A 21,854-nucleotide genomic window follows, 5' to 3' on the forward strand; every position below is an offset into this window, starting at 1 on the left:
CCGGCTTGCTGCCGGCATCGGCGCCTCAGTCCGGGTTCAATCCACCAGAAAGTGAGCCCGGGCTGTAGCGATGGGATTCTGCCTGTCCTGCTGCCAGGCGGTGATGGCCACGTTGACCAGCTTGCTGCCCTGCCGGACGACAGAACAACTCACATAGGTATCTTCCAACCGCCCTGCCCGGACATAGTCGATGGAGAAATCGACCACCCGGGGGATACGGACCGACTCCATCGTCATCAGCAGGTGCACGGCGGCCGACATCTCCATGAAACCGGCTATGGCTCCGCCATGGAGCGCCGGCAGGGTCGGATTACCGATGTTGGCTTTGCTGGGCGGCAAGTGCAGCACCAACTCACCTTCCTGATAGAACGCCTTCATCCCCAATAACTGCGCATAGGGCAAGGTTTCCAGTAACAATTCCGGCTGCTGCTGTTGCTGAATGACGAAGATCGCATCGCGCAACGAAGGCAGGCTGCTGATCTGACCGGGTTGCTTGGGTGGGTTAGCCGGTGGCGCCAGACAGGTCGTCGCCGACGCCAGCAGAGGATCCAGCCTGGCACTCATCACCCCGGCCACCTGAGCATCCATGCGGATAAAATTGGCCACACAATGCGCGATCGGCTCGCTTACCCCCTCTTGGTACGCTCTGCCACGACAGAAAATAACGCTGGAGCTGACCCGATAAGCCTCAGCCTCAGCCAAAACCGGCAGTCCAGGCTTGGCCGGGCGCATATAATCCATTCTCAAGTCCATGGTCGGACACAGGGTCAACTCGTCCAAAGCCGCCACCGCTGCCATCCCACAGCAGCTATCCAATAGCGTCGTCACAGGGCCGCTGTGAACCACACCGGTCTCCGGATTGCCGATGATCCCTTCACTGTAGGGCAGCTCGGCCCACACTCGGGCATGCTCCACCCGTTTGATCCACAAGCCCAGTGCATGAAAATGATCGCCGGGATTGGCACTGATCATCATCTGGCATAACGCCCTGACTCTATCGAGATGATCGCTCATCTAACCTCCTAACATTCACCGGTCGTTCCGGCCTACTCTCTGCGTTCTTTAAACAGCGTTGATACCGATCTCTGTGGCTATCGGGTCCGTCAACGGCGGAACCTCGCTTCACCCAGGCTATTTTTGGCCCGCTTTGCCCAACTGCTCGGGGCCGATCGGCGATGCCCGGTAGCTCAGCGGATCGAGCTGATAGGCCCGACCGAAACCAGCCACATAGCGACCGTCACGGGGCCGAAGGCGGAACAGGCAGAAATCGGGTAACGTGCGCAGCAGTCTGACCACTTCGCCAAATTGCTGCTCCAACTGCTCCAGTCGCGCGATATAGTCTCCATCCTGCGGGTCAATCAGCTCAGCCAGGCATGAAAAACTCAAGCGTTCACGGGCAAACAGATTGCGACAACCCTGCTCTTCAGCGATAAACATCACACTGCAATCCGGATGCTGTTTCAAGTTCTCGGTATGGCTCGCCAACTGACTGATATAGATATAGAAGCTCCCCTCCTCATCGCAGCAATACGGAGCATAACTCAGCTCAGGCCGGGTACCGTTCAGACTCGATAACAACAGCGTCTGATGGCGCTGGCGCAACAACAGGGCGGCTTCGGAAACCTTCTGCAGGTCCGGCTGCGGATCGGATGTTGAATTGGACTCGGTGCTCATTCTTTACTCCCCAAGCAAGCGATTCATGCACGATAACCAAGCCGGCGGGGTAAAAAAAGCTCATCAAACATTAACGAATGCCGATATAGCCATCAGGGACCCTGTGAAAAGCACTCCGGAGGAGGCTTCCATGCAACAGCAGCCCACAACCCTGCAGCATATGTATCAATTCGAACTCGAACTTACTCCCATTGCCTGCCAGCCAGACAGCTCCGATCTCGACTTCAGTCCGTACAGCCCAAAACGCGAATTGCTATTTGAATGCCTTTGGCCCCGCGCCTTCGGCTTCAATCAGCGCCTGCGAGTCCGTATTCCTTCGATTACCGATTCCATCAGCGCCATCACCCGAGTCCTGGCCTGCAACCCTACCGAACAGGGATATCAGCTCACGCTGGCGTTTGATGATGGCTACCAGGCGTTTCAGCTGCGAATGCTGGAACAGCTCTGTCATATCCGGCACTACCATGCACAGCTGCAACGGGACGGTTCCGGACTGAGTCTGAACGAGGCGGCCCAAAACTGGATTAAGCAGTTCGGCGAAAGCTTCCCCTCGACATCACGCTAGGTATCAGGCAAGCGAGCTGCCACAGCGCCGCTGTTTCTCCCGCCACCTATCGCGCAGCCCTTTTCCTCCCTATAATCAAGCCCAAAAGGCCCCTGGCCCCACCCAGAACAATTCTGAGGCCCCTGAATGACACAGAAAACCGTTACCGTCGGCGAGATCTCCATTAACAACGAACTGCCATTCGTCCTCTTCGGCGGCATGAACGTGCTTGAATCCGAGCAACTGGCGATGCAGATTGCCGAACGTTATGTCGAAGTGACAACCCGACTCGGCATTCCCTATGTGTTCAAGGCCTCGTTCGACAAGGCTAACCGTTCCTCGATCGATTCCTTCCGCGGGCCGGGACTGGATGAAGGCCTGAAGATTCTCGACAACATCAAACGCAGCTTCGGCGTACCGATCATCACCGATGTGCACGAGCCGCACCAGGCCGCCCCGACGGCAGAAGTGGCCGACATCATTCAGCTGCCCGCTTTCCTATCACGCCAGACCGATCTGGTGGTGGCGATGGCCCGCACCGGTGCCGCCATTAATATCAAGAAGGCTCAGTTCCTGGCTCCACAGGAGATGGGACATATCCTCAAGAAGTGTCGGGAAGCCGGAAACGACCGTCTGATCCTGTGCGAGCGCGGCAGCTGCTTCGGCTACAACAATCTGGTCGTCGACATGCTGGGCTTCTCCGTCATGAAGGATTTCGGCGTCCCGTTGATGTTCGATGCCACCCACGCCCTGCAGATGCCGGGCGGCAGAAGCGACAGCGCCGACGGCCGCCGTGCACTGGCTGCCCAACTCTCCCGAGCCGGCATGTCCCAGGGCATCGCCGGTCTGTTTCTGGAAGCCCATCCGGATCCCAGCCAGGCTAAATGTGACGGCCCCTGCGCCCTGCCGCTGAATAAGCTCGAACCTTATCTGCAGCAGATGAAGGCGGTGGATGAACTGGTCAAGTCATTTGCTCCGCTGACAACCGAATAACACCTGCATGATGGTTTGGGCTATGCTTGTTCCGCCTCCGGGCGAACTGCGATAACGGACTGTATCTGAAGGCGATTATGGCTCTGGATTTCTCGACTTTGCGCAAAAAGATGGTGCTCGGCCCCGATCACCATCAATTTCAGCTGATCAAACCGGTCAGCAACAGCCCCATCGGCCAGGTCTGGCACGCTTACGATCTCAGTACCGGCGAAGACGAAGATTCCCGCGATCGGGTTGCGCTCGAGATCGTCAATCCCAACCTGCTCAAAGACAAGCAAACGCTGGAGCAGTTCAAATCCCAAGTCAGCCGTGCCAGCCGCCTGGACTTCAAACATCTGGCCAAGATCCATGGGTATTTTCAGAGCCGTGAAGGCTGGCTGTTTGTGGCGATGGAGCCGATCTCGACCCGTAGTCTGGCCAGAATTCTGATCGAAGACGGCTACAAACAACTCAGTGCCGAGAAGGCCCGCGTGATCCTGTCCCAGGTTGCCTTGACGCTGGACTACAGCGCGCGCCAGAAGATCAGCCACGGTGATCTGACCCCGTGGAATGTAATCATCACCCACGAAGTGGGGGTCAAGCTGGTTAATGTGGCGTTCCGGCAACCGCTGCTCCACGCTCTGCAAAGCAATGGCCACCGCGTCCTGAACAGCGAGTACCATGCTCCCGAGGCATTCAGCCCGGCGCCGCTGCCGCTCAGTGCGGATATTTTCTCGTTCGCCTGCCTGATTTATCTCCTGTTCGCCGGCCGTGCGCCCTTCTCCCCCGAGGTGCCTCAGAACGAGCGTAAACCTGAAGAGCTGAGCCCTCCGGCTCTGTTTAATGATGAGCAGTGGCAACTGCTACTGACCGCATTCAGCGAACAACCCGGCGACCGACCGGAATCGGCACAAGAGCTGCTGAAAAAGCTGTTCCCGCCGGGTGTTGCCTTACCGGGCGATGCCCCCAATACCAAATCCTCGGCCGCCCGCGACAAAAAGCCCCAGGCACGCCCGGAAAATCGGGCAGCTCAGGCCGCCAACAACAAGGCCGAACAACCCCAACGCAAAGGCGGAATGCTGATCAGCTCCCTGCTGGGGATCACCTTAAGCTTCGGAGCTGGGGTGGGGCTTGGTTATATGCTGGCCGGCAATGAATACCGGGGGCACGAACAGCAACTGGTCGACCAGCTGGTCAAGGTACAGAATCTGCTGGACCAGCCGCCAAGCATCGACAGTAAAATTGCCCTGAGCCGTGAATTCGCCACGCTGCGGGAGTTATCCAACGACCAGGCCCTGCTGGCGCAGATTGGCGACAGGGTCGATAACTACAGCGTCCGTCTGACTCGCGACCCGATCAACAATAGGCCGAGCGCAACCGACGGCGACAACGACGGAGCCCTGGTCCGTCGCACCGGCGAAGTGTTCAAAGACGAAATCATTCCCGGGGTCTTCGGCCCCAACATGGTGATTGTGCCCAAAGGGCGATTCCAGATGGGTGACCTCGACCGTAACGGTGACGACAACGAGCTGCCGGTACACGTGGTCAATATCAAGAAGAGCTTCGCCCTGTCGCAGAAAGAGATCACCTTCGGCGAGTATGACCTATTTGCCCTGTCCACCGGTCGCCCGCTGCCGGATGACCAGGGCTGGGGACGAGGCAACCGTCCGGTTATCAATATCAGCTGGAACGATGCCAACGCCTACGCCTACTGGATTCGTCAGCAAACCGGCCAGCCCTACCGCCTTCCGTCCGAAGCGGAGTGGGAGTATTCCGCCCGCGCCGGCAGCTCGACCCAGTTCTGGTGGGGTAACGAAATCGGAACCAACAACGCCGCCTGCGACGACTGCGGCAGTGCGTTCGACGGTCAACAGACCGCCCCGACCGGCAGTTTCGAGCCCAATCCGTTCGGCCTTTATGACATGAACGGCAACGTCTACGAGTGGGTTTCAGACTGCTACAACGAGAGCTACGACCAGGCGCCGACCGATGGTGCCAGCTGGGATGTCGGCCTGTGTAACTACCGGGTGATGCGCGGTGGCTCCTGGTACGACATACCGCGGTTGATCCGCTCCGCCAGCCGCTATCGTCATCCGCCCAACGCGGTTCGTAATACCTGGGGCTTCCGGGTCGCGCTGGATCTGGACAGCGACTGATTAACGCGCCCTATCCTTTCGTTCTGCTCCATTGGTTGTATTCCGGCCCGGTTCGATAGCTTGACCGGGCCGTTTCCTTTATAATCGCGCCACCTTTTGGCGCCGGCATCAAGACCGGCTTTACTCTTTTTGATGAAGGGGATTTTCCATGAAACAACCTGTACGCGTCGCAGTCACCGGTGCCGCCGGTCAGATCAGCTACTCACTGCTGATTCGCATCGCCTCCGGCCAAATGCTGGGCAACGACCAGCCCGTCATTCTGCAACTGCTCGAGATCACTCCGGCACTGGATGCCCTGAAGGGTGTTGCCATGGAGCTCGAAGACTGCGCCTTCCCGCTGCTGCAGGGTATCGTTCAGACCGACGACGCCAACGTTGCGTTCAAAGACGCCGACTACGCACTGCTGGTTGGTGCTCGTCCGCGTGGACCGGGCATGGAGCGTAAGGACCTGCTGGAAGCCAACGCCGCCATCTTCTCTGTTCAAGGTAAGGCACTGAACGATCACGCCAGCCGTGACGTTAAAGTACTGGTTGTCGGCAACCCGGCCAACACCAACGCCCTGATCGCACAGCAGAACGCACCGGATCTGGATCCGGGTCAGTTCACCGCCATGACCCGTCTGGACCACAACCGTGCCGCTGCTCAGCTGGCCAACCAGACTGGCAAGCACGTCACCGACGTGAAGAAAGTCACCATCTGGGGTAACCACTCCGCGACTCAGTACCCGGACATCAGCAACACCACCGTTGACGGTCAGGCGGCTGAAGGCCTGGTTGAAGAGTCCTGGTACAAAGAGACCTTCATCCCTGACGTACAGCAGCGTGGCGCCGCGATCATCAAGGCCCGTGGTCTGTCCTCTGCCGCTTCTGCCGCCAACGCCGCCGTCGAGCACATGCGCGACTGGGCTCTGGGCACTCAAGAAGGCGACTGGGTTTCCATGGCGATCCCGTCTGACGGTAGCTACGGCGTAGCCGAAGGCATCATCTACTCTTTCCCGGTCACCTGTAAGGACGGTAAGTACGAAATCGTTCAAGGCCTGGAAATCAGCGACTTCAGCCGCGAGAAGATGAAGGCTACCGAGCAGGAACTGATGGAAGAGCGCGACGGCGTCAAGCATCTGTTCAACTAAGAGCTGATACTTAGCCCGGCGATTATTGCCGGCTTAGTCAAAAAACCGCGGCTACGTCCGCGGTTTTTTTGTACGAATTAGTTCTTAAATTCAAATACTTGGTCTCCATTTAAGGGACAATAAGTCTCTAAATATTACCGCTTGGTTATTCACTTCGATCCTGCCTGACCTTATTATAAAGGGCTAATAAAGAGCCCAGCTGTAAACTCTGCCTAGATGACCATTCCACACCCGCAATACGCCAACCTGTTCAGCTTTTGGGCTGTTGCCGTGACGTTGCTCCTCGGTGTCGGAATGCTGCCTGACACAGCCCAAGCAATCTCAGCCTGCAAAACCGAAGACGGTCGCACCGTCTACAACCAGGCCTGCCTGCAGGAGATGCAGCAAAAGCGTCAACAGAAAAAACAGGCTGCGGAATCAGCAACCCCAGCGGTCAAGACGCTCAAGCAGCCACAAACAGACGATAAATCGGGATTTAACCCGGCTCAGGCCGCCGCGGTAACGACCATTACACCCGCCGCTGAGCCTGTCTCCAAAGCAGCAGCTAAACCCGCGAGCAAACCCGAATCCCCCCCCGCCAAACGAAAGCTGGTACAACCGGCTAAACCGGCGGCGCCCCAGGGCTCAACCGCGGATCCGAAACCATCACAACTCCCGACTTCGACCGCCGCAGTTAAACCACTGCAGCCAGACTCCAGCGCCAAACCGATCTCACGCGCCGAAACCAAAGAGATCAAACGGATGCCGCTGACATCCATGGACAAGCCGCAGCAGATACCGACCAAGCTCAGCAACAAGCCACAGCTGGCCCCAATGACGACCCAGCTCGGTAACCCGGTACAAACCGAACGGATGGCAACTTCCGCGGATAAACCCGGTTGTAAATTCACCACCCTGGTCGAGCAGGTCCGCACCGGGACCAGCGACGCGCTCTTGGCCTGCGCCCCGTCTCAGGCACAGCTGAACCAACAGGATCAACGCACCGATGTGGAAGGGCGCACCCTGCTCCACTGGGCGGTCGACGCCAAGCAGTTGGATATGGCCCGCCACCTGCTGCTGCAGGGAGCTGACAGTAATCTCCCGGCACGCGCCGACAGGGGGGCGAAACCGGTCCATCTGGCAGCCAAGAGCGGCCAACAGGAACTGATCAAACTGCTGCTCAAGCAGCCGCAGGCGTTGGAAGCGAAAGATTACTTTAAGCGCACACCGCTCTACTGGGCGGTTGAGGCGGGGCACCATGAGGCGGCAATGCAACTGCTGGCCGCCGGGGCCGATCCCAATGCTCAGGATCGAATCGGAAAAAGCGTCTTGATGGCGGCCGTCAATCGCAATATGCCAAACCTGGTCGCGCAGTTGCTACGCGCGGGCGCCGATCCGTCGCTGACCAACTTCAAGGGCCAGACCGTCATGCACCTGGCCGCCACCGACAGCCCAGCCACGATACAGCTGCTGTTGCAGCAGGGTATTTCGCTCGAAACCCTGAATCAGGAGGGGCAGACGCCGCTGCTCTATGCCGCCAGCCGCGATCCGAAACGTTATTGGGCTACGATCCGGGCACTGGTCGATGCCGGTGCGAGACTGGATGTCGAAGACAGCAACCAGCACACGCTGCTGGACTACAGCCTGGCCCACAACCATCTACGTTTGTTCGATCTGTTACTGGATCAAGGCCTGAACAGCGATAACCTGCGGGTCGAACAGCTCAAGGGTAAACGTGCCTTTTTGCAACGTCTGCTCGATCGCGGCCTGCTGTAATCTGTCCTAGTACTTCACTTCCAGACCGAATTCAGCCCCTTCAACCGAGTCGCGGAAATTGGGTTCGTCTTCCTTGGTGATCAATCCGCCGCTGAAAGAAACGCCATCTTCCTCCTCGCTGGCTTCAAGAGCCCGTTTAAAGGCGGATTCCGGTTCATCCTCCGGCGGCATCAATCCGTTCACAAGGCCGTCCTCGGCGGCAGGTTGCTCGCCCAGACGCTCCGCCTCGGTCAGGCTCAAGTCCAGCGTCTTGGATTGGGCGGGCTCGCTCGGGGCCTCTTCACCGGTCAGAGGGTTCACCGACAGCGGCTCATCCACCGACTCGTCGACCGGCTCCTGCTGGGCCTTCAAGGTTGCCGGCGGTTCAGCCTGAGCAGTGTCGGATGGAGTAGCCGATGACTTTTCCTCATCCGATGCCTGAGTTTTCGGCGGTGCACTTTCAGCGGCTTGTTCAACTGGCGACGGTTCTTCACCGCAACCACTCAGCAGCAGTGTCAGCATCAGCGCGATAGCACCGCTTGCCGCTGTTCTCTTTCGGTTCATGGCAGTCGCCATCAGATCAGCCCTCTACCGGATAAAGCACCGCGTCACGGTAACCGGTCACCACGCGAATCAGGCCCGACCATTGTTGATCAAAGGCCGGATCACCGGAATCGATCACCAACGGCCTGCCTTCCAGCGCCTTAAGCTTGGTCTTGGTCGCGACCACAATCATGTTGTCACGCCCCACCCGCTGCAGAAGCTCACGGGACAGCTGTTGGTTGCCACGACCGATAATATGCCCCTGACCACCGATGATCGTGACCACCACGCGGCACTCCTGGCCTTCGGTCAGTTCCAACAGCTCGGCTGCGCTCAGGTCGGAACCGAGCAGCTCGCCGTCGCGGACCAGATCGACCCCCAACAGCGTATTGGGCAGCCCCAGCTCCTCCATGACCGCCTGGACCGTAGTACCCGAGCCCATCACGTAGCAGATGCCGTCTTCCATGGTTTCGACCAAATCGGCGGCGATATCTTCAAGCACCAGCTCCTCGACCTCTTTGCCGCCACTCTTGGTCCGCTGGACAAAGCGCCCCTCTTCCGGCACCAGCAATTCACCATAGTACCTTGCCCGAACACTGCCCTCGCGGAACGCCTTCTCATCGATATCTCTGACCTCCTGCTCCCGCAGGCTGACCAGCTCACCGCGAATCAGCATCGCGACCACTTCACCGGCGGCCCGGGGAGTAATGGCGTAGACTCCGGAATGGATCTTGACCCCGGCCGGAATTCCCAGCACCGGAATGGTCTCCGGTACGACACCGTGCAGATCCCTGGCGGTGCCGTCGCCGCCGGCAAACAGAATCAAATCGACCTGGGCCTCGACCAGATCACGAACCGCGTTCTGGGTATCTTCGGCGCTGGTATTGCCCGACTCGATCTGCCCCAGCACGACCGGCTCAAAACCGGCCTGCTCGGCGGCCGTCTGCCCCATTTCACCGGGGTAGGTATAACAGCGAAGATCGAGTCCTTTCAGCGCCTCCAGTGCCAGCAGCGCACGCTCTCCGGCCCGGGGTACGGCACCCAGTTCTAACGCCTGACGGGCGGTTTCCGCACCATCACTGCCCTTCAGCGCCACACTACCGCCAACACCGGCCAACGGATTGATAATCAAACCTAACTTAAACATCTCGACCTACTTCAATCTTATTGAGTCACCCAAACGGGGCGACACCGATGCCGGGACCAAACTGCTCCAGCAACAGCTGTTGATAAACGAATCCGGCCAGCACCAGTCGGTTATCCTCGTCCACTGCCGCAAACTCCACCCCATGCAGCATCCGATAACCGCCGGCCAGACTATCCTCAACCTCCTCCAGCGAGCGGATACGGCTCTCCAGCAACAGCACCTGATCGATACCGTCAACCTGCAGCCGCAGAGTCAGCAGCAGACCGTCACCGATCTCACCGAGTTGATCGCCGGCCTCGATACAGGCCCCTCGCAGGCTTAAATCACTGCACAATGCCTGCCTGGGCCAACCGCCGCCAAAATGGCCCGGTTCCGCCTCATCCACCGACACAATCAGATCGGTGGCCACCCTGGGAAGTTCCCGAACTCGTGCGGCCTCAACCTGCTCCGGATAGCTTAGCCACAGCATCGGCTGCGGTTCATCGACGGCTTTCAGCACCCGAGCATTGACAACACAGGCACGATCCAACGCCACAAAGCGCAGCTGAACCCGAGTTCCCGATCTCAGTGGTTTGACCACATCATGCTGGACCGGCATCGACACCAACAGAAACTGATCCGGGTAGGCGCCCAGATAGCGCACGGTGAAACGACCACGGGGGTTCGGGCTGTCTATCCTGATGCGGTCGCCCACGCGCAGCTGCAGCTCGTCAAAACGCAGTTGTTCCTTGACCGCCGACAGCGGCTGATCGGACTTGGCGCTTGGGAGACTCAGACGGGTGGAGGACATCGGGTATCGGCTATTGACGGCAAAGACTCAGAATACTGGTTTTAGGCGGTCGCTCCAACCATGGTGGAGCCTCAGAATTTAATCCCGGCTAACCGGCATCGACTAGTGTAAAACCGAAGGATTGGAGCTGCTGCGCTAATCCGGACTGCGGCATAACCCCGCCGATCTTTAAGCTGCTGAATTCACGCCGCATCGGGTAATGGCGCCTTAGCAAATCAAATCCAGGGGCTCGTTGATCCGGCGCACCCCCAAGGACCTGTTGCAGGGCGTGATGATCACGTCGCAGGTCATAAACCAGACGCACCAAACGCGACACCAGGTCCTTCTCGTCCTGCGCCGTCGAATCGAGCTCCAACCGACCCAAGGCCGGTGACGGCAACAGGGATTCCAGTTGGCAACGGGGCTCGATACCTAAAAAGCGGCAGGCTCCCTGATAGATCATCTCGGTACCGCGGGTGCGACCCTCGAGGCTGTAACCGGCGATATGCGGAGTACCAAATTCGACCATCGCCGCCAGTTCAGGATTGATCGCCGGCTCCGGCTCCCACACATCCAGAACCACCTTCAGATCCTGCCGGTGCGGCAAGTAATCAAGCAGCGCCCGATTGTCGATCACCGCACCGCGACCGGCATTGATCAACCAGGCGCCTTCGGGCAGCGCCGCTAATACTTGGTCATCGAACAGGTGATAGCTGGGGTGGTCACCCTCACGGGTCAGCGGGGTGTGCAGACAAAAAACCGAACAACGCTCAAGCAGGGTTGGCAAGGAAACAAAGCCCTGCTCTTCGCCTTCATCTCCCGACACCTCGCGCTCGGCACGGGGCGGATCACAGAGCAGGCACTCGATGCCGAGGCTCTCCAGACGCCGTTGTAATCTCGAACCAACATTGCCGACACCGACAATCCCGACTCGCTTGTGAGTCAGCTCGCAGCCCTCTTGGGCGGCCAGATTGACCAGCGCACTGAGCACATAATCCACCACCGACTCGGCATTACAGCCCGGGGCGTTATCAAACCCGATTCCCTGCTGCTGCAACCAGTCACGATCGATATGATCGGTGCCGATGGTGGCACTGGCCACATAACGCACCGAGCTGCCGGCCAACAGCTGTTGATCGACGTTGGTCACCGAACGGACCAGCAACAGGTCCGCTTGCGCCAGTTGCTCGGCCTGCATCTGTCGTCCGGGAGCCCGCTGAATCGGCCCCAAGTGGCCAAAGAACGCTTCGACCAGTGGAATATTCTCATCGGCAACGATGCGGATTTCGGAATCGCTCAACGGCAGCACCTACAAAATGGGTCAGTTTAGGGTCAGGACGATAATTCGCCGCAAAGGCCGACAGTGTAACTAATCCGACCAGCTCGACCAAAGTAGAACTGTCGCAACTCTGTAATTGATGCGAAACATATTGAAGCCCGGTTAGGCCCTGATAAGATGGCTCGAATATACGCCTGAGTATGTCAAATACTGAATTCAGGATAGAGCAATTGCCAAGGAGCGAGTTATGAGTTCATTCGATTTTGCCCCGATGCCCAATGCCGAAGGCTTTTTCGGTAGCTACGGTGGTCAGATCATCCCCCCGGAGCTGAAAGCGATCATGGACGATATCGATCGCGCTTACCGCGAGATCAAGGATACCGAGGCCTATCGCAGCGAATTGCTGGAACTCTACAAGTACTACGTCGGCCGCCCCAGCCCGCTCTATTACGCCAAGCGCCTGACCGAACACTGCGGCGGCGCCAAGATCTTCCTCAAGCGCGAAGACCTCAATCACACCGGCGCCCACAAGATCAATCACTGCCTGGGTGAAGCCCTGCTGGCCAAGTACATGGGCAAGACCAAGGTACTGGCCGAAACCGGTGCCGGCCAGCACGGTGTTGCGCTGGCCACCGCCTGCTCACTGGTGGGTATCGAGTGCGAGATCCATATGGGCCAGGTCGATATCGAGAAAGAACACCCCAACGTCACCAAGATGAAGATTCTGGGTTGCAAGGTGGTACCCGTGACCCGCGGTACCGCCACGCTGAAGGACGCCGTCGACAGTGCCTTCGAAGAGTACCTGAAAGACCCGGTCAACTTCTTCTACGCCATCGGTTCAGTGGTCGGACCGCACCCGTTCCCGATGATGGTACGCGACTTCCAGAGCATTATCGGCGAAGAGGCACGGGCTCAATTCCTGGAACAGACCGGCGAGCTGCCGAACTACATCACCGCCTGTGTTGGTGGCGGCTCCAACGCCATGGGCCTGTTTACCGCCTTCCTGGACGACGAATCGGTCAACATCGTCGGTGTCGAACCGGCCGGTAAAGGACTGGATACCCAGGAACACTCCGCTACCCTGACCCTCGGTGCGCCCAGCGAACTGCACGGGATGAAGTGCTACGTCCTGCAGACCGAAGACGGCGAGCCGATGCCGGTCCACTCGATCGCCTCCGGCCTGGACTACCCGGGCGTCGGACCGCAGCACAGCTACCTGAAGGATATCAAGCGGGTGGACTACACCAGCATCACCGATCAGGAGTGCCTGGATGCCTTTATGACCCTGTCACGCAAAGAGGGCATCATTCCGGCGCTGGAAAGCTCACACGCCGTTGCCTATGCGATGAAGCTGGCCCCGACCCTGTCGGCCGATCAGACCATCCTGGTCAACCTGTCCGGTCGTGGTGACAAGGACGCCGACTACGTCGCCGACAAGCTGGGCCTGTAATCTCACAAGGCCTATGACGCTCACTAGTCAAGCGGTTGCACAACGCCATCGCTTGACTAGGTCAACCTACGTACAAGCCCCTCCAGCTTCTGCAGGAAGTTAACGGCACACTTCAGCATCAGCACTTTTCCCAAGCTTTGTTCAGGTAGTCTCGCTCTCCGTACCGATCAACCACTTGAGCGAAACTTTCCTGGCTATCGCATTGCAACGTTGCATATAACAATGCACTTAGCTTAATGAGAACACCTTTACAGATAATTTGATTCTCATCCAAGCTTTCTTTAACCATCGCCATAATCCTAACCTGAAAATCCAAAGGCTCACCTTCGGTTAAATCAAGCAAGAAATGGTTAATTAAACGCTCTTGCATCGCAGGCTGAACATCCCTAACAATCTGTTCACGGAAATTCCATTCAACACCGAGATCATTCAGAAAATCCGACCTTTCCTTTGCCGATATTTCTGCAGATGAAATAATCTCGTTCAGTAGGAACATATTCTTCTGTTGAAACAATATAGATCTAGCCATATCAACTATAGGCTTAGAGGAAACAACTGCAGCCGAGCTCCTGTCAGTCCCAACAGAGATACTCTGTTGAATAGATTCAGCTTTATCACATAGCTCAATGAGCTCGGTAAGCAGTTCAAACCTGTCAACCAAGTTCGAATGAGCAACTCTTAGGCTATTAATATCTTCCCAAACCTTGGATATAGCACTTTGGTTATCAGTTGCTTTAGCCTTGCTCTTTTCACTTTCATCTAGAACGTCAAGCAATGGCAAAATTGAATATCGACGTTTCTGGATAAGGTTATAGTACTCTTCATAACCGTTTATAAATTCAGATATCAAACTAAGGTTATTCTTAATTTGATCCGGGCTCTTTATTTCAGATCCAGATAGAGAAAACCTTGACCCTTTATACAGGCCATCTTCTAAGGTCTCTCTTGCGGTATTAAATTTTATAAAAGCGTCTTCAAACTCTCTTGACACGTCATATAACTTTGATAGGGCAATGGAACGGGTTTTCTCGATTTTATCTGCAGCCCTTGCCTCCTCGGCACGCTTCAGCGATTGCCACCAGAAAGTCAGGGCAGATCCTATAATTGTGGCGCTGGTTGCAAGATCAATACCTAGCTGAATATCATTTAACTCCACCCCACCAACAAACCCCTTATTTCTCAATATATACAATCACTTAGGGTATTAAGATAGCACGCATACATCAATGAAAAATTCCAGTGTATTTCATCGGCCAAGTTCAGGTTGTTGCGGCTCAATTTAGCTGCTGTAACGTTATATCCTCTGCGCCCTACAAGATTCAACGACTGGTACTAGGCGAGACGTCTCTGCCCTGAAATACTGCTTATTGGCCGAATCTGATGAGACTTACGATGACCCAACTATTCGACGACTGGCCCGATCCCTACGAGCAGTGGTTTCAAACCCCGATCGGCCAATTGGTGTATCAGACCGAACTGGCATTGATACTTGAGCTACTGGAACCGCAAGCCGACGACAACATTCTCGATGCCGGCTGTGGCAGCGGCATCTTTACCGCACCACTGATTGAGCGGGGCGTACAGATCACCGGGGTGGACCTGTCGCTTCCGATGCTGTCCCGGGCAACCGCCAGACTCGCCGAAGCCCGCTTTGCCGCCGCGGATATCAGTAAGTTGCCCTTTGCCGACAATACGTTCGACAAGTGCACCTCCATCACCGCGCTGGAGTTTATCGAAGACGCAAAACAGGCCCTCGGCGAGTTGTTCCGTGTCACCCGCCCCGGCGGAAAGGTGGTGGTCGCCACCCTGAACAGCCTGAGCCCCTGGGCAACCCGTCGGCACGACAACGCCAAGCAGGACAAGGACTCAGTCTTCAACCACGCCTGGTTTCGCAGCCCCAACGAACTCCTGGCCCTGACTCCGGTCAGCGGCGAAACCCGCACGGCGGTCCATTTTGACAAGCACTGCGAACTAGCCGAGGCTAGAGCGATCGAACAGCAAGGCCTGCAGCAACAGCGCAACGACGGCGCCTTTCTGATCGGCAGCTGGATTAAGCCCTGAGGGCATCAACAGGAGCAGGGAAAGATGACTACAGCCCCGTTAACCCAAGAGCTGTTTCGCGAAGACGGCTACCTGCAACACTGCGAGGCGACGGTGATCGAGCACCGCGACGACGGGTTCGTCACCGACCAGACCGTGTTCTACCCGGTCGGTGGTGGCCAGCTCGGCGACAGCGGCCGCCTGCAACGGGCCGACGGTAGCGAAATTGCCATCAGCAACACCATCAAAGAACGCGATACCGGCGCCATCGTGCACCAGACCGACGCCTCAGCACTGCCGGCGATTGGTGAGCGGGTCCGGTTGAATATCGACTGGGACCGACGTTACCGGATCATGCGCCTGCACAGCTGCATGCATATGCTCTGTGCCGTGGTGCCGGCGGCAGTGACCGGCGGAGGGATTCGTGATGACGGCAGCGCCCGGATCGATTTCAACCTGCCCGAGCCTCCCGACAAACTGGCGATCGAGGCTGACCTGAATCGACTGACCCAAGGGGATCATCCGATGTCGATCCACTGGATCAGCGACGCGGAGATGGAAGCTCGGCCCGAGCTGATCCGTACCATGAGTGTCAAACCGCCGATGGGCCACGGCCGGGTACGGCTGATCCAGTTCGACGGTGCCGATCTGCAGCCCTGCGGCGGCACCCACGTTGCCAACAGCGGTGAGATCGGTCCGGTCAGAATCAAGAAGATCGAGAACAAGGGCAAGCAGAACCGCCGCATCATTGTGGTACTGGACGAGTAGTCGGTAGAGACCACCTCAGCGGCTCAGGTGCGCCAGATCATAAGCGGTCTTATGGACCGGTTGGCGCATGATGAAGTTGCTGATGATCGAGTTGACCCCTTCGATGGCGGCCAGTTTATCCAGCAACAGTTGCTGGTAGTGGTCCAGATCCCGGGTGACCATCTTCAGCATGTAGTCCGACTGGCTACCGGTGATCAGATAGCACTCCATCACCTCGGGAATTAACGCCACCGCTTCCTCAAACAGTTTGAGCCGGTCCTTGGTCTGTTTCTCCAACGAGATCTGCACCAGCACCGTCATCGGCAAACCAATTTTCTTCGGATCCAACACCACGATCTGCCGAGCGATCAGCCCACGGCTCTCCAACTGCTTTACCCGCCGACCGCAGGGAGTTGGTGACAGACCCACCGCGTCAGCCAGCTCCGCAATACTGATACGGGCATCCTGCTGCAACAGCTCCAGAATCCGTCGATCAATCCGATCCAGTTTTTCCATCAGTATCCCCCGGCTGGTTGAACCATCTTGCTGAACTCCTGAACGGTAATACTACTGCAACCCTTAGCGCTAAAATCTAATATCTAAAGTTTTTTTAGCCGCAACATCCAACAACTACCAATTCAGCTAGCCATTTTAGCCTCTTGAGCTCCGATCGCAGTGATAACCTTTATAGCCACGACAACAACAACCGGAGCTCCCCAATGAACCCCTGCCACGCTGACACGGCCTACTCCGCCGAAGAACAGGAACTGGAAAACAGCGAGTGGATCGAAGCGCTCGACTACATCTTCCACGAGCAGGGAGAGGGCCGCAGCCGGGAGATGCTGCGATTACTGCAGAATCATCTGTTGAAAAAGGGGGTTAGCCTGGCCGAAGCGACGCTGAACACCCCCTATCGAAATACCATCGCTCCACAGCAGCAGCCCGGCTATCCCGGCGATATCGCGCTGGAGCAGAAGATCGAGAACATCATTCGCTGGAACGCGATGGCGATGGTACTGCAGGCCAACGCCAACGGTTCCGGTGTCGGTGGCCATATCGCCACCTACCAATCCGCCGCTACCGCACTGGAAGTGGGTTTCAATCACTGGTTCCAGAGCCGCAGTCCAGAGTACGGCGGCGATATCCTGATGGTGCAAGCCCATGCGGCCCCCGGCTTATACGCCCGCGGCTACCTGGAAAACCGCATTACCGAACAGCAGCTGGTCAATTTCAGGCGTGAGCTGCAGCCCGGTGGCGGCCTGCCCTCCTACCCTCACCCCCGGCGTCTACCGGACTTCTGGCAGCTGCCCAGCGCCTCGATGGGCCTCTCCACCCCCTCGGCGATCTACCAGGCCCGGTTTATGAAGTACCTGGAAAACCGCGGCATCAAACCGGCCAACGGCGGTAAGGTCTGGTGCTTTATCGGTGACGGCGAATCGGACGAACCGGAAGTGCTCGGCACCATCAACATGGCGACCCGCGATAATCTCGACAACCTGGTGATGGTGATCAACTGCAACCTGCAACGGCTCGACGGCCCGGTCCGGGGCAACGGCAAGATCATCCAGGAGCTGGAGCGCAGCTACCGCGGTGCCGGCTGGGATGTAATCAAGGTGATCTGGGGCAGCGAGTGGGACGAACTGTTCTCCCGCGATCAAGACGGACTGCTGCAGGCGCGGATGGACCGCGCCGTGGATGGCGATTACCAGTTCTACACTGTCTCCGACGGCAAAACCGTGCGCGAGCACTGGATCGACGGTGACCCGCGTCTGGCCGAGCTGATGAAGACCCTCAACGATGATGAGATCCGCCTGATCCGTCGTGGCGGTCATGACCGTAAGAAACTCTACGCCGCCTTCGACCGAGCCGCTCGTAATACCAGCAAGCCCACGGTGATCCTGATGAAAACGGTCAAGGGCGAAGGCATGGGCTCCTCGGCCGAAGGCCAGAACACCGCGCATCAACAAAAGCAGTTCAGCGCCGAAGATCGGATCGCCATCGGCCGCCGTTTCGGTATTCCGATGTCCGATGAGCAACTGGCCCAGGCGGCCTTCTACAAGCCGGCCGAAGACAGTCCTGAAGCTCTCTACCTGCATCGGCAGCGGCAGCAGCTCAACGGTTACCTCCCCAGCCGTACCACCCAACAGCCGCGCCTGACCGCTCCGTCGCTGAGCCTGTTCCAACGGGCCATCGAGGGAACCACGCGGGAGCAATCCACCACCATGGCCTTTGTGCGCATGTTGGCGTCGATGATGAAAGACCAAGCGCTGGGTCGCTATATCGTCCCGATCGTCCCGGATGAGGCCCGTACCTTCGGGATGGAGTCGCTGTTCAATCAGTTCGGGATCTACTCCAGCGAAGGACAGAAATACAAGCCGGTGGATGCCAGCTCGCTGCTGCCCTATAAGGAAGCCAAAGACGGCCAGCTGCTGCAGGAGGGGATCTGCGAAGCCGGCGCGATGGCCTCGTTCCTGGCCGCCGGCACCGCCTACGCCAACTTCGGCGCGCCGATGATTCCGTTCTACATCTTCTATTCGATCTTCGGCTTCCAACGGGTCGGCGACATGATCTGGAGCTGTTCCGATGCGATGGCCAAAGGCTTCCTGCTCGGCGGCACCGCCGGTCGTACCACCCTGAACGGTGAAGGGCTGCAGCACCAGGACGGTCACTCCCATGTCATCGCCGCCACGGTACCGAACCTGCGCAGCTACGACCCCGCCTTCGCCTACGAACTGGCGGTAATCGTTCGTGACGGTATCGAACGGATGTACCAGAACGATGAAAACATCTTCTACTACCTGACGCTGTACAACGAGAACTACCCGATGCCGGCCATGCCCACGGATGACGGCAACATCAACATCGAGCAGGATATTCTCAACGGTTTGTACCGTTTCCAGGCCGACTCCCGCGAGGGTCACAAGGTCCACCTGTTCGGTAGTGGCAGCCTGATGCAGGAGGTGCGCAAAGCCGCCGAACTGTTACGCGGTTTCGGCTGCAGCGCCGATATCTGGAGCGTCACCAGCTACACCGAACTGCTGCGCCAGGCTGAGCAGCGCGAGCGCCACAACCGCCTCAACCCCGAGTCGCCGGTACAGAACCATATCGAGCGCCAGCTGGCCGATGAACAGGGGATCATCGTCGCCTGCAGCGACTACATGAAGATACTGCCCGACAGCATCGCCCGCTGGCTGCCTTTGCCGCAGGTCAGCCTGGGTACCGACGGTTTCGGATTGAGCGAATCGCGACCGGACCTGCGCGATCACTTTGAGGTGGATGCCCGCTATATCGCCTGGACTGCCCTGACCGAACTCTACCGCCAGGGAACCCTGACGCTCGATAGCCTGCAGCAGGCCCGGTCGCAGCTGCAGATTCCCACCAGCAAGCTGGACCCGGCGTCGTTGTAATCAACAATCGGTCGGTATCCGTCGGAATCCGCTATGGTGATCGTTCGCTTGGGTGAAGAGCCTCAGGTTGTCGATCAGGTTAATACGCCTGACAACTATCCAGCGACTTGGACAGGCTGTGTACCAGCTGGCTGCGGGTCACGATGCCGACCACCTTCTGATCCCGGGTGACCGGATAAACCTTGGGGCGGTTGGTCTGCATCTGCTGACCCAGCTCCAGCGTGGTCAGTTGCTCCGATACCGACAGCGGGTCGTCGCGCATCAGCTCGGCCACGGTGACGTGGGCATCGCAGTGATAGCTTTCGGCGATCAGCTTCTGCAGGCAATCCTGTTCAGACAGGAAGCCCACCAACCGTTGCTGATCATCCACCACCGGTAGGCCACTCAAACCGCTGTCGACGATGATCTTGACCGCCTCGGACAGCCCCATATGGGGATGCAGCAAAGCGCTGGTTTTCATGATCTCTTTAACTTGTAGCATGATCTTCCTCCCGTGGGTCTCCCCACTATGGTCGTTTCCCCGTCGCTTCCGCGTTCACCGAAAAGCGACGGGGTCCGGTATCAGGCAGCGCTGGGCTGCGCTTGCGGTTCGCTCGCTGCCGAGTCGTTCAACCCTTGCGGTGTGAGCGGCTCACGGATCAGATAATCAAAGGCGCTCAGGGCGGCGGTCGAGCCCGAGCCCATTGCGATGATGATCTGCTTATAGGGCACGCTGCTGACATCGCCGGCAGCGAATACACCCGGCATTGAGGTTTCGCCGCGCTGATTGATCTCGATCTCGCCGTGGACGGTCAGATCGATACTGTCACCCAACCATTCGGTGTTCGGCACCAGACCGATCTGAACGAAGATCCCCGCCAGCGCCAGCTGGTGTTGCTCGTCGGTTTCACGGTCTACATAAGTCAACCCGGTCACCCGTTGGCCGTCGCCCAGCACCTCGGTAGTCATCGCCGACGCGATGATGTCGATATTGCTCATCGAGCGCGCCTTGCGTTGCAGCACCTCATCGGCACGCAGCGTGTCGGCAAACTCCAACACGGTGACATGCTCGACGATGCCGGCCAGATCGATCGCCGCTTCGATACCGGAATTACCGCCACCGATCACCGCCACCGACTTGCCCTTGAACAACGGACCATCACAATGGGGGCAGTAGGCCACGCCGCGGCCACGGTATTCACGCTCGCCGGGGACATTCATCTCTCTCCAACGCGCCCCGGTGGACAGCACCACCGAACGGCTCTTGAGCGTGGCACCACTCTCCAGCGGCACCTCGATCAGGCCGTTACGCTGAATTCCCGCGGCCCGCTGTCCCTGCATCAGGTCGACATCGTAATCGAGCACATGCTGCTCCAGGTTCGCCACCAGTTTGGGGCCCTCGGTGGCGCTGACCGAGATAAAGTTCTCAATTGCCATGGTGTCGAGCACCTGGCCACCGAAACGCTCGGCGACGATACCGGTACGAATACCTTTGCGAGCGGCATAGATCGCCGCCGCCGCGCCGGCCGGGCCACCACCGACCACCAGCAGGTCGTAGGGTTCTTTCTGATCCAACTCGGCAGCTTTCTCAGCGGCCGCTCCTGTATCAAGAGCGGTGTCCAACTTGTCGACCAGCTCGTTCAGCGCCATCCGGCCCTGGCCGAACAATTCACCATTCACATAGACCGACGGCACCGCCAGGATGTTGCGTGACTCCACCTCCTGTTTGAACAGCGCCCCATCGATCATCCGGTGCTGAATCTGAGGGTTGATCAGCGCCATCAGGTTGAATGCCTGCACCACCTCCGGGCAGTTCTGGCACGACAGCGAGATGTAAGTTTCGATCACCAAGGGGCGATCCAGCTGTTCGATCCGCTCCAGCAGCGCCTGCTCCTGCTTGGGCGGATGGCCGCCGGCCTGCAGCAACGCCAGCACCAGCGAGGTGAATTCGTGCCCCATCGGCAGCCCGGCAAACTCGACCCGGGGCTCTTCACCCTCGCGAACGATCGCCATCGCCGGCGTCCGACCCGACGGGGTGACCTGTTGCCGGACGTTGATCAGCGCCGACAGTGATTCGATCTCTAGGGCCAGTTGATAAAGCTGCTGAGACTGCGGGCTGTCATCCAGCGCCAGCAGCAACTCGATCGGTGCGACCACCTTTTGAAGGTAACTTTCCAACTGTAGTTTCAGTTGAGTATCCAGCATCTTTACGTCCTGCCTGTAAAACAGTTGTCTCCCACCCCTGCAATCTGAACGTCCAGGGGAGGTATAGAATCCGGTGTTG

The 21,854-nt window shown here is 58.1% G+C and carries 19 protein-coding genes; 9 read left to right on the forward strand and 10 right to left on the reverse strand.

Annotation, left to right across the window (positions count from 1 at the left end; genetic code table 11):
- Nucleotides 1–36: 36 nt before the first annotated feature.
- Both ACO05M_RS15575 and ACO05M_RS15580 read right to left on the reverse strand, forming a co-directional pair.
- A complete protein-coding gene (locus ACO05M_RS15575; RefSeq protein ID WP_421864868.1) occupies nucleotides 37–1,014 on the reverse strand; it encodes a PaaI family thioesterase in 978 nt (325 codons plus the stop codon).
- Between the two features lie 117 nt (nucleotides 1,015–1,131).
- Nucleotides 1,132–1,674, reverse strand: coding sequence for a HugZ family protein (locus ACO05M_RS15580; protein WP_421864871.1), 543 nt, complete (start codon nucleotides 1,672–1,674; stop codon nucleotides 1,132–1,134).
- 130 nt (nucleotides 1,675–1,804) lie between these two features.
- Between ACO05M_RS15580 and ACO05M_RS15585 the strand changes: the two genes are divergently transcribed.
- From ACO05M_RS15585 to ACO05M_RS15605, 5 genes are all read left to right on the forward strand, one after another.
- Complete coding sequence (locus tag ACO05M_RS15585; RefSeq protein ID WP_421864874.1) at nucleotides 1,805–2,239, forward strand: hypothetical protein; 435 nt, start codon at nucleotides 1,805–1,807, stop codon at nucleotides 2,237–2,239.
- Between the two features lie 126 nt (nucleotides 2,240–2,365).
- Nucleotides 2,366–3,211: a 3-deoxy-8-phosphooctulonate synthase gene (kdsA, locus tag ACO05M_RS15590; protein WP_421864877.1), complete on the forward strand. Its 846-nt coding sequence runs from the start codon at nucleotides 2,366–2,368 to the stop codon at nucleotides 3,209–3,211.
- A gap of 77 nt (nucleotides 3,212–3,288) precedes the next feature.
- Nucleotides 3,289–5,346, forward strand: coding sequence for an SUMF1/EgtB/PvdO family nonheme iron enzyme (locus tag ACO05M_RS15595; RefSeq protein WP_421864880.1), 2,058 nt, complete (start codon nucleotides 3,289–3,291; stop codon nucleotides 5,344–5,346).
- A 148-nt stretch (nucleotides 5,347–5,494) separates the two neighbouring features.
- The gene (locus ACO05M_RS15600) at nucleotides 5,495–6,475 is read left to right on the forward strand and encodes a malate dehydrogenase (protein WP_421864883.1); all 981 of its coding nucleotides are present in this window, start codon (nucleotides 5,495–5,497) and stop codon (nucleotides 6,473–6,475) included.
- 294 nt (nucleotides 6,476–6,769) lie between these two features.
- Entirely contained in the window at nucleotides 6,770–8,230 is a 1,461-nt protein-coding gene (locus ACO05M_RS15605) for an ankyrin repeat domain-containing protein (RefSeq protein WP_421864886.1), read from the forward strand.
- 6 nt (nucleotides 8,231–8,236) lie between these two features.
- On the opposite strand, the gene ACO05M_RS15610 is transcribed toward ACO05M_RS15605, so the two are convergent.
- From ACO05M_RS15610 to pdxB, 4 genes are all read right to left on the reverse strand, one after another.
- Nucleotides 8,237–8,773: a hypothetical protein gene (locus tag ACO05M_RS15610; protein ID WP_421864889.1), complete on the reverse strand. Its 537-nt coding sequence runs from the start codon at nucleotides 8,771–8,773 to the stop codon at nucleotides 8,237–8,239.
- A 16-nt stretch (nucleotides 8,774–8,789) separates the two neighbouring features.
- Nucleotides 8,790–9,899: an ATP-NAD kinase family protein gene (locus tag ACO05M_RS15615; RefSeq protein WP_421864892.1), complete on the reverse strand. Its 1,110-nt coding sequence runs from the start codon at nucleotides 9,897–9,899 to the stop codon at nucleotides 8,790–8,792.
- A gap of 25 nt (nucleotides 9,900–9,924) precedes the next feature.
- The gene (locus ACO05M_RS15620) at nucleotides 9,925–10,689 is read right to left on the reverse strand and encodes a flagellar brake protein (RefSeq protein WP_421864895.1); all 765 of its coding nucleotides are present in this window, start codon (nucleotides 10,687–10,689) and stop codon (nucleotides 9,925–9,927) included.
- Nucleotides 10,690–10,777: 88 nt separating this feature from the next.
- Nucleotides 10,778–11,968 (reverse strand): 4-phosphoerythronate dehydrogenase PdxB, encoded by a 1,191-nt coding sequence (pdxB, locus tag ACO05M_RS15625; RefSeq protein WP_421864898.1) that lies wholly within the window; start codon nucleotides 11,966–11,968, stop codon nucleotides 10,778–10,780.
- 226 nt (nucleotides 11,969–12,194) lie between these two features.
- On the opposite strand from pdxB, the gene trpB reads away from it, so the two are divergent.
- A complete protein-coding gene (gene trpB, locus ACO05M_RS15630; protein WP_421864901.1) occupies nucleotides 12,195–13,397 on the forward strand; it encodes a tryptophan synthase subunit beta in 1,203 nt (400 codons plus the stop codon).
- Nucleotides 13,398–13,515: 118 nt separating this feature from the next.
- Here the strand turns inward: trpB and ACO05M_RS15635 are convergent, their stop codons facing one another.
- A complete protein-coding gene (locus ACO05M_RS15635; RefSeq protein ID WP_421864904.1) occupies nucleotides 13,516–14,553 on the reverse strand; it encodes a hypothetical protein in 1,038 nt (345 codons plus the stop codon).
- A gap of 236 nt (nucleotides 14,554–14,789) precedes the next feature.
- On the opposite strand from ACO05M_RS15635, the gene ACO05M_RS15640 reads away from it, so the two are divergent.
- Together ACO05M_RS15640 and ACO05M_RS15645 are read left to right on the forward strand one after the other, a co-directional pair.
- The gene (locus ACO05M_RS15640; protein WP_421864908.1) at nucleotides 14,790–15,458 is read left to right on the forward strand and encodes a class I SAM-dependent methyltransferase; all 669 of its coding nucleotides are present in this window, start codon (nucleotides 14,790–14,792) and stop codon (nucleotides 15,456–15,458) included.
- A 24-nt stretch (nucleotides 15,459–15,482) separates the two neighbouring features.
- Nucleotides 15,483–16,205, forward strand: a complete 723-nt coding sequence (locus tag ACO05M_RS15645; protein ID WP_421864911.1) for an alanyl-tRNA editing protein — start codon at nucleotides 15,483–15,485, stop codon at nucleotides 16,203–16,205.
- A gap of 15 nt (nucleotides 16,206–16,220) precedes the next feature.
- On the opposite strand, the gene ACO05M_RS15650 is transcribed toward ACO05M_RS15645, so the two are convergent.
- Entirely contained in the window at nucleotides 16,221–16,700 is a 480-nt protein-coding gene (locus ACO05M_RS15650; protein ID WP_421864913.1) for an Lrp/AsnC family transcriptional regulator, read from the reverse strand.
- Between the two features lie 203 nt (nucleotides 16,701–16,903).
- Between ACO05M_RS15650 and aceE the strand changes: the two genes are divergently transcribed.
- Nucleotides 16,904–19,591 carry a pyruvate dehydrogenase (acetyl-transferring), homodimeric type gene (gene aceE, locus ACO05M_RS15655; protein ID WP_421864917.1) on the forward strand — a complete coding sequence of 896 codons (2,688 nt, stop codon included), beginning with the start codon at nucleotides 16,904–16,906 and terminating at the stop codon, nucleotides 19,589–19,591.
- A gap of 79 nt (nucleotides 19,592–19,670) precedes the next feature.
- Here aceE and ACO05M_RS15660 read toward each other — a convergent pair whose 3' ends face one another.
- Together ACO05M_RS15660 and ahpF are read right to left on the reverse strand one after the other, a co-directional pair.
- On the reverse strand, nucleotides 19,671–20,072 hold the full coding sequence (locus ACO05M_RS15660) for a CBS domain-containing protein (RefSeq protein ID WP_421864920.1): 402 nt from the start codon (nucleotides 20,070–20,072) through the stop codon (nucleotides 19,671–19,673).
- An 80-nt stretch (nucleotides 20,073–20,152) separates the two neighbouring features.
- Nucleotides 20,153–21,775 (reverse strand): alkyl hydroperoxide reductase subunit F, encoded by a 1,623-nt coding sequence (ahpF, locus tag ACO05M_RS15665; RefSeq protein ID WP_421864922.1) that lies wholly within the window; start codon nucleotides 21,773–21,775, stop codon nucleotides 20,153–20,155.
- Between the last annotated feature and the right edge of the window lie 79 nt (nucleotides 21,776–21,854).

The organism is Motiliproteus sp. (assembly GCF_965230735.1).
Classification (GTDB): domain Bacteria; phylum Pseudomonadota; class Gammaproteobacteria; order Pseudomonadales; family Balneatricaceae; genus Motiliproteus.

Coding starts and splice junctions, on each gene's coding strand:
- ahpF (WP_421864922.1), bottom strand. CDS start 21,775: ATGCTGGATACTCAACTGAAACTACAGTTGGAAAGTTACCTTCAAAAG.
- ACO05M_RS15640 (WP_421864908.1), top strand. CDS start 14,790: ATGACCCAACTATTCGACGACTGGCCCGATCCCTACGAGCAGTGGTTT.
- ACO05M_RS15620 (WP_421864895.1), bottom strand. CDS start 10,689: ATGTCCTCCACCCGTCTGAGTCTCCCAAGCGCCAAGTCCGATCAGCCG.
- ACO05M_RS15600 (WP_421864883.1), top strand. CDS start 5,495: ATGAAACAACCTGTACGCGTCGCAGTCACCGGTGCCGCCGGTCAGATC.
- ACO05M_RS15610 (WP_421864889.1), bottom strand. CDS start 8,773: ATGAACCGAAAGAGAACAGCGGCAAGCGGTGCTATCGCGCTGATGCTG.
- ACO05M_RS15650 (WP_421864913.1), bottom strand. CDS start 16,700: ATGGAAAAACTGGATCGGATTGATCGACGGATTCTGGAGCTGTTGCAG.
- ACO05M_RS15660 (WP_421864920.1), bottom strand. CDS start 20,072: ATGCTACAAGTTAAAGAGATCATGAAAACCAGCGCTTTGCTGCATCCC.
- ACO05M_RS15595 (WP_421864880.1), top strand. CDS start 3,289: ATGGCTCTGGATTTCTCGACTTTGCGCAAAAAGATGGTGCTCGGCCCC.
- kdsA (WP_421864877.1), top strand. CDS start 2,366: ATGACACAGAAAACCGTTACCGTCGGCGAGATCTCCATTAACAACGAA.
- trpB (WP_421864901.1), top strand. CDS start 12,195: ATGAGTTCATTCGATTTTGCCCCGATGCCCAATGCCGAAGGCTTTTTC.
- aceE (WP_421864917.1), top strand. CDS start 16,904: ATGAACCCCTGCCACGCTGACACGGCCTACTCCGCCGAAGAACAGGAA.
- ACO05M_RS15605 (WP_421864886.1), top strand. CDS start 6,770: ATGCTGCCTGACACAGCCCAAGCAATCTCAGCCTGCAAAACCGAAGAC.
- ACO05M_RS15615 (WP_421864892.1), bottom strand. CDS start 9,899: ATGTTTAAGTTAGGTTTGATTATCAATCCGTTGGCCGGTGTTGGCGGT.
- ACO05M_RS15645 (WP_421864911.1), top strand. CDS start 15,483: ATGACTACAGCCCCGTTAACCCAAGAGCTGTTTCGCGAAGACGGCTAC.
- ACO05M_RS15580 (WP_421864871.1), bottom strand. CDS start 1,674: ATGAGCACCGAGTCCAATTCAACATCCGATCCGCAGCCGGACCTGCAG.
- ACO05M_RS15585 (WP_421864874.1), top strand. CDS start 1,805: ATGCAACAGCAGCCCACAACCCTGCAGCATATGTATCAATTCGAACTC.
- ACO05M_RS15575 (WP_421864868.1), bottom strand. CDS start 1,014: ATGAGCGATCATCTCGATAGAGTCAGGGCGTTATGCCAGATGATGATC.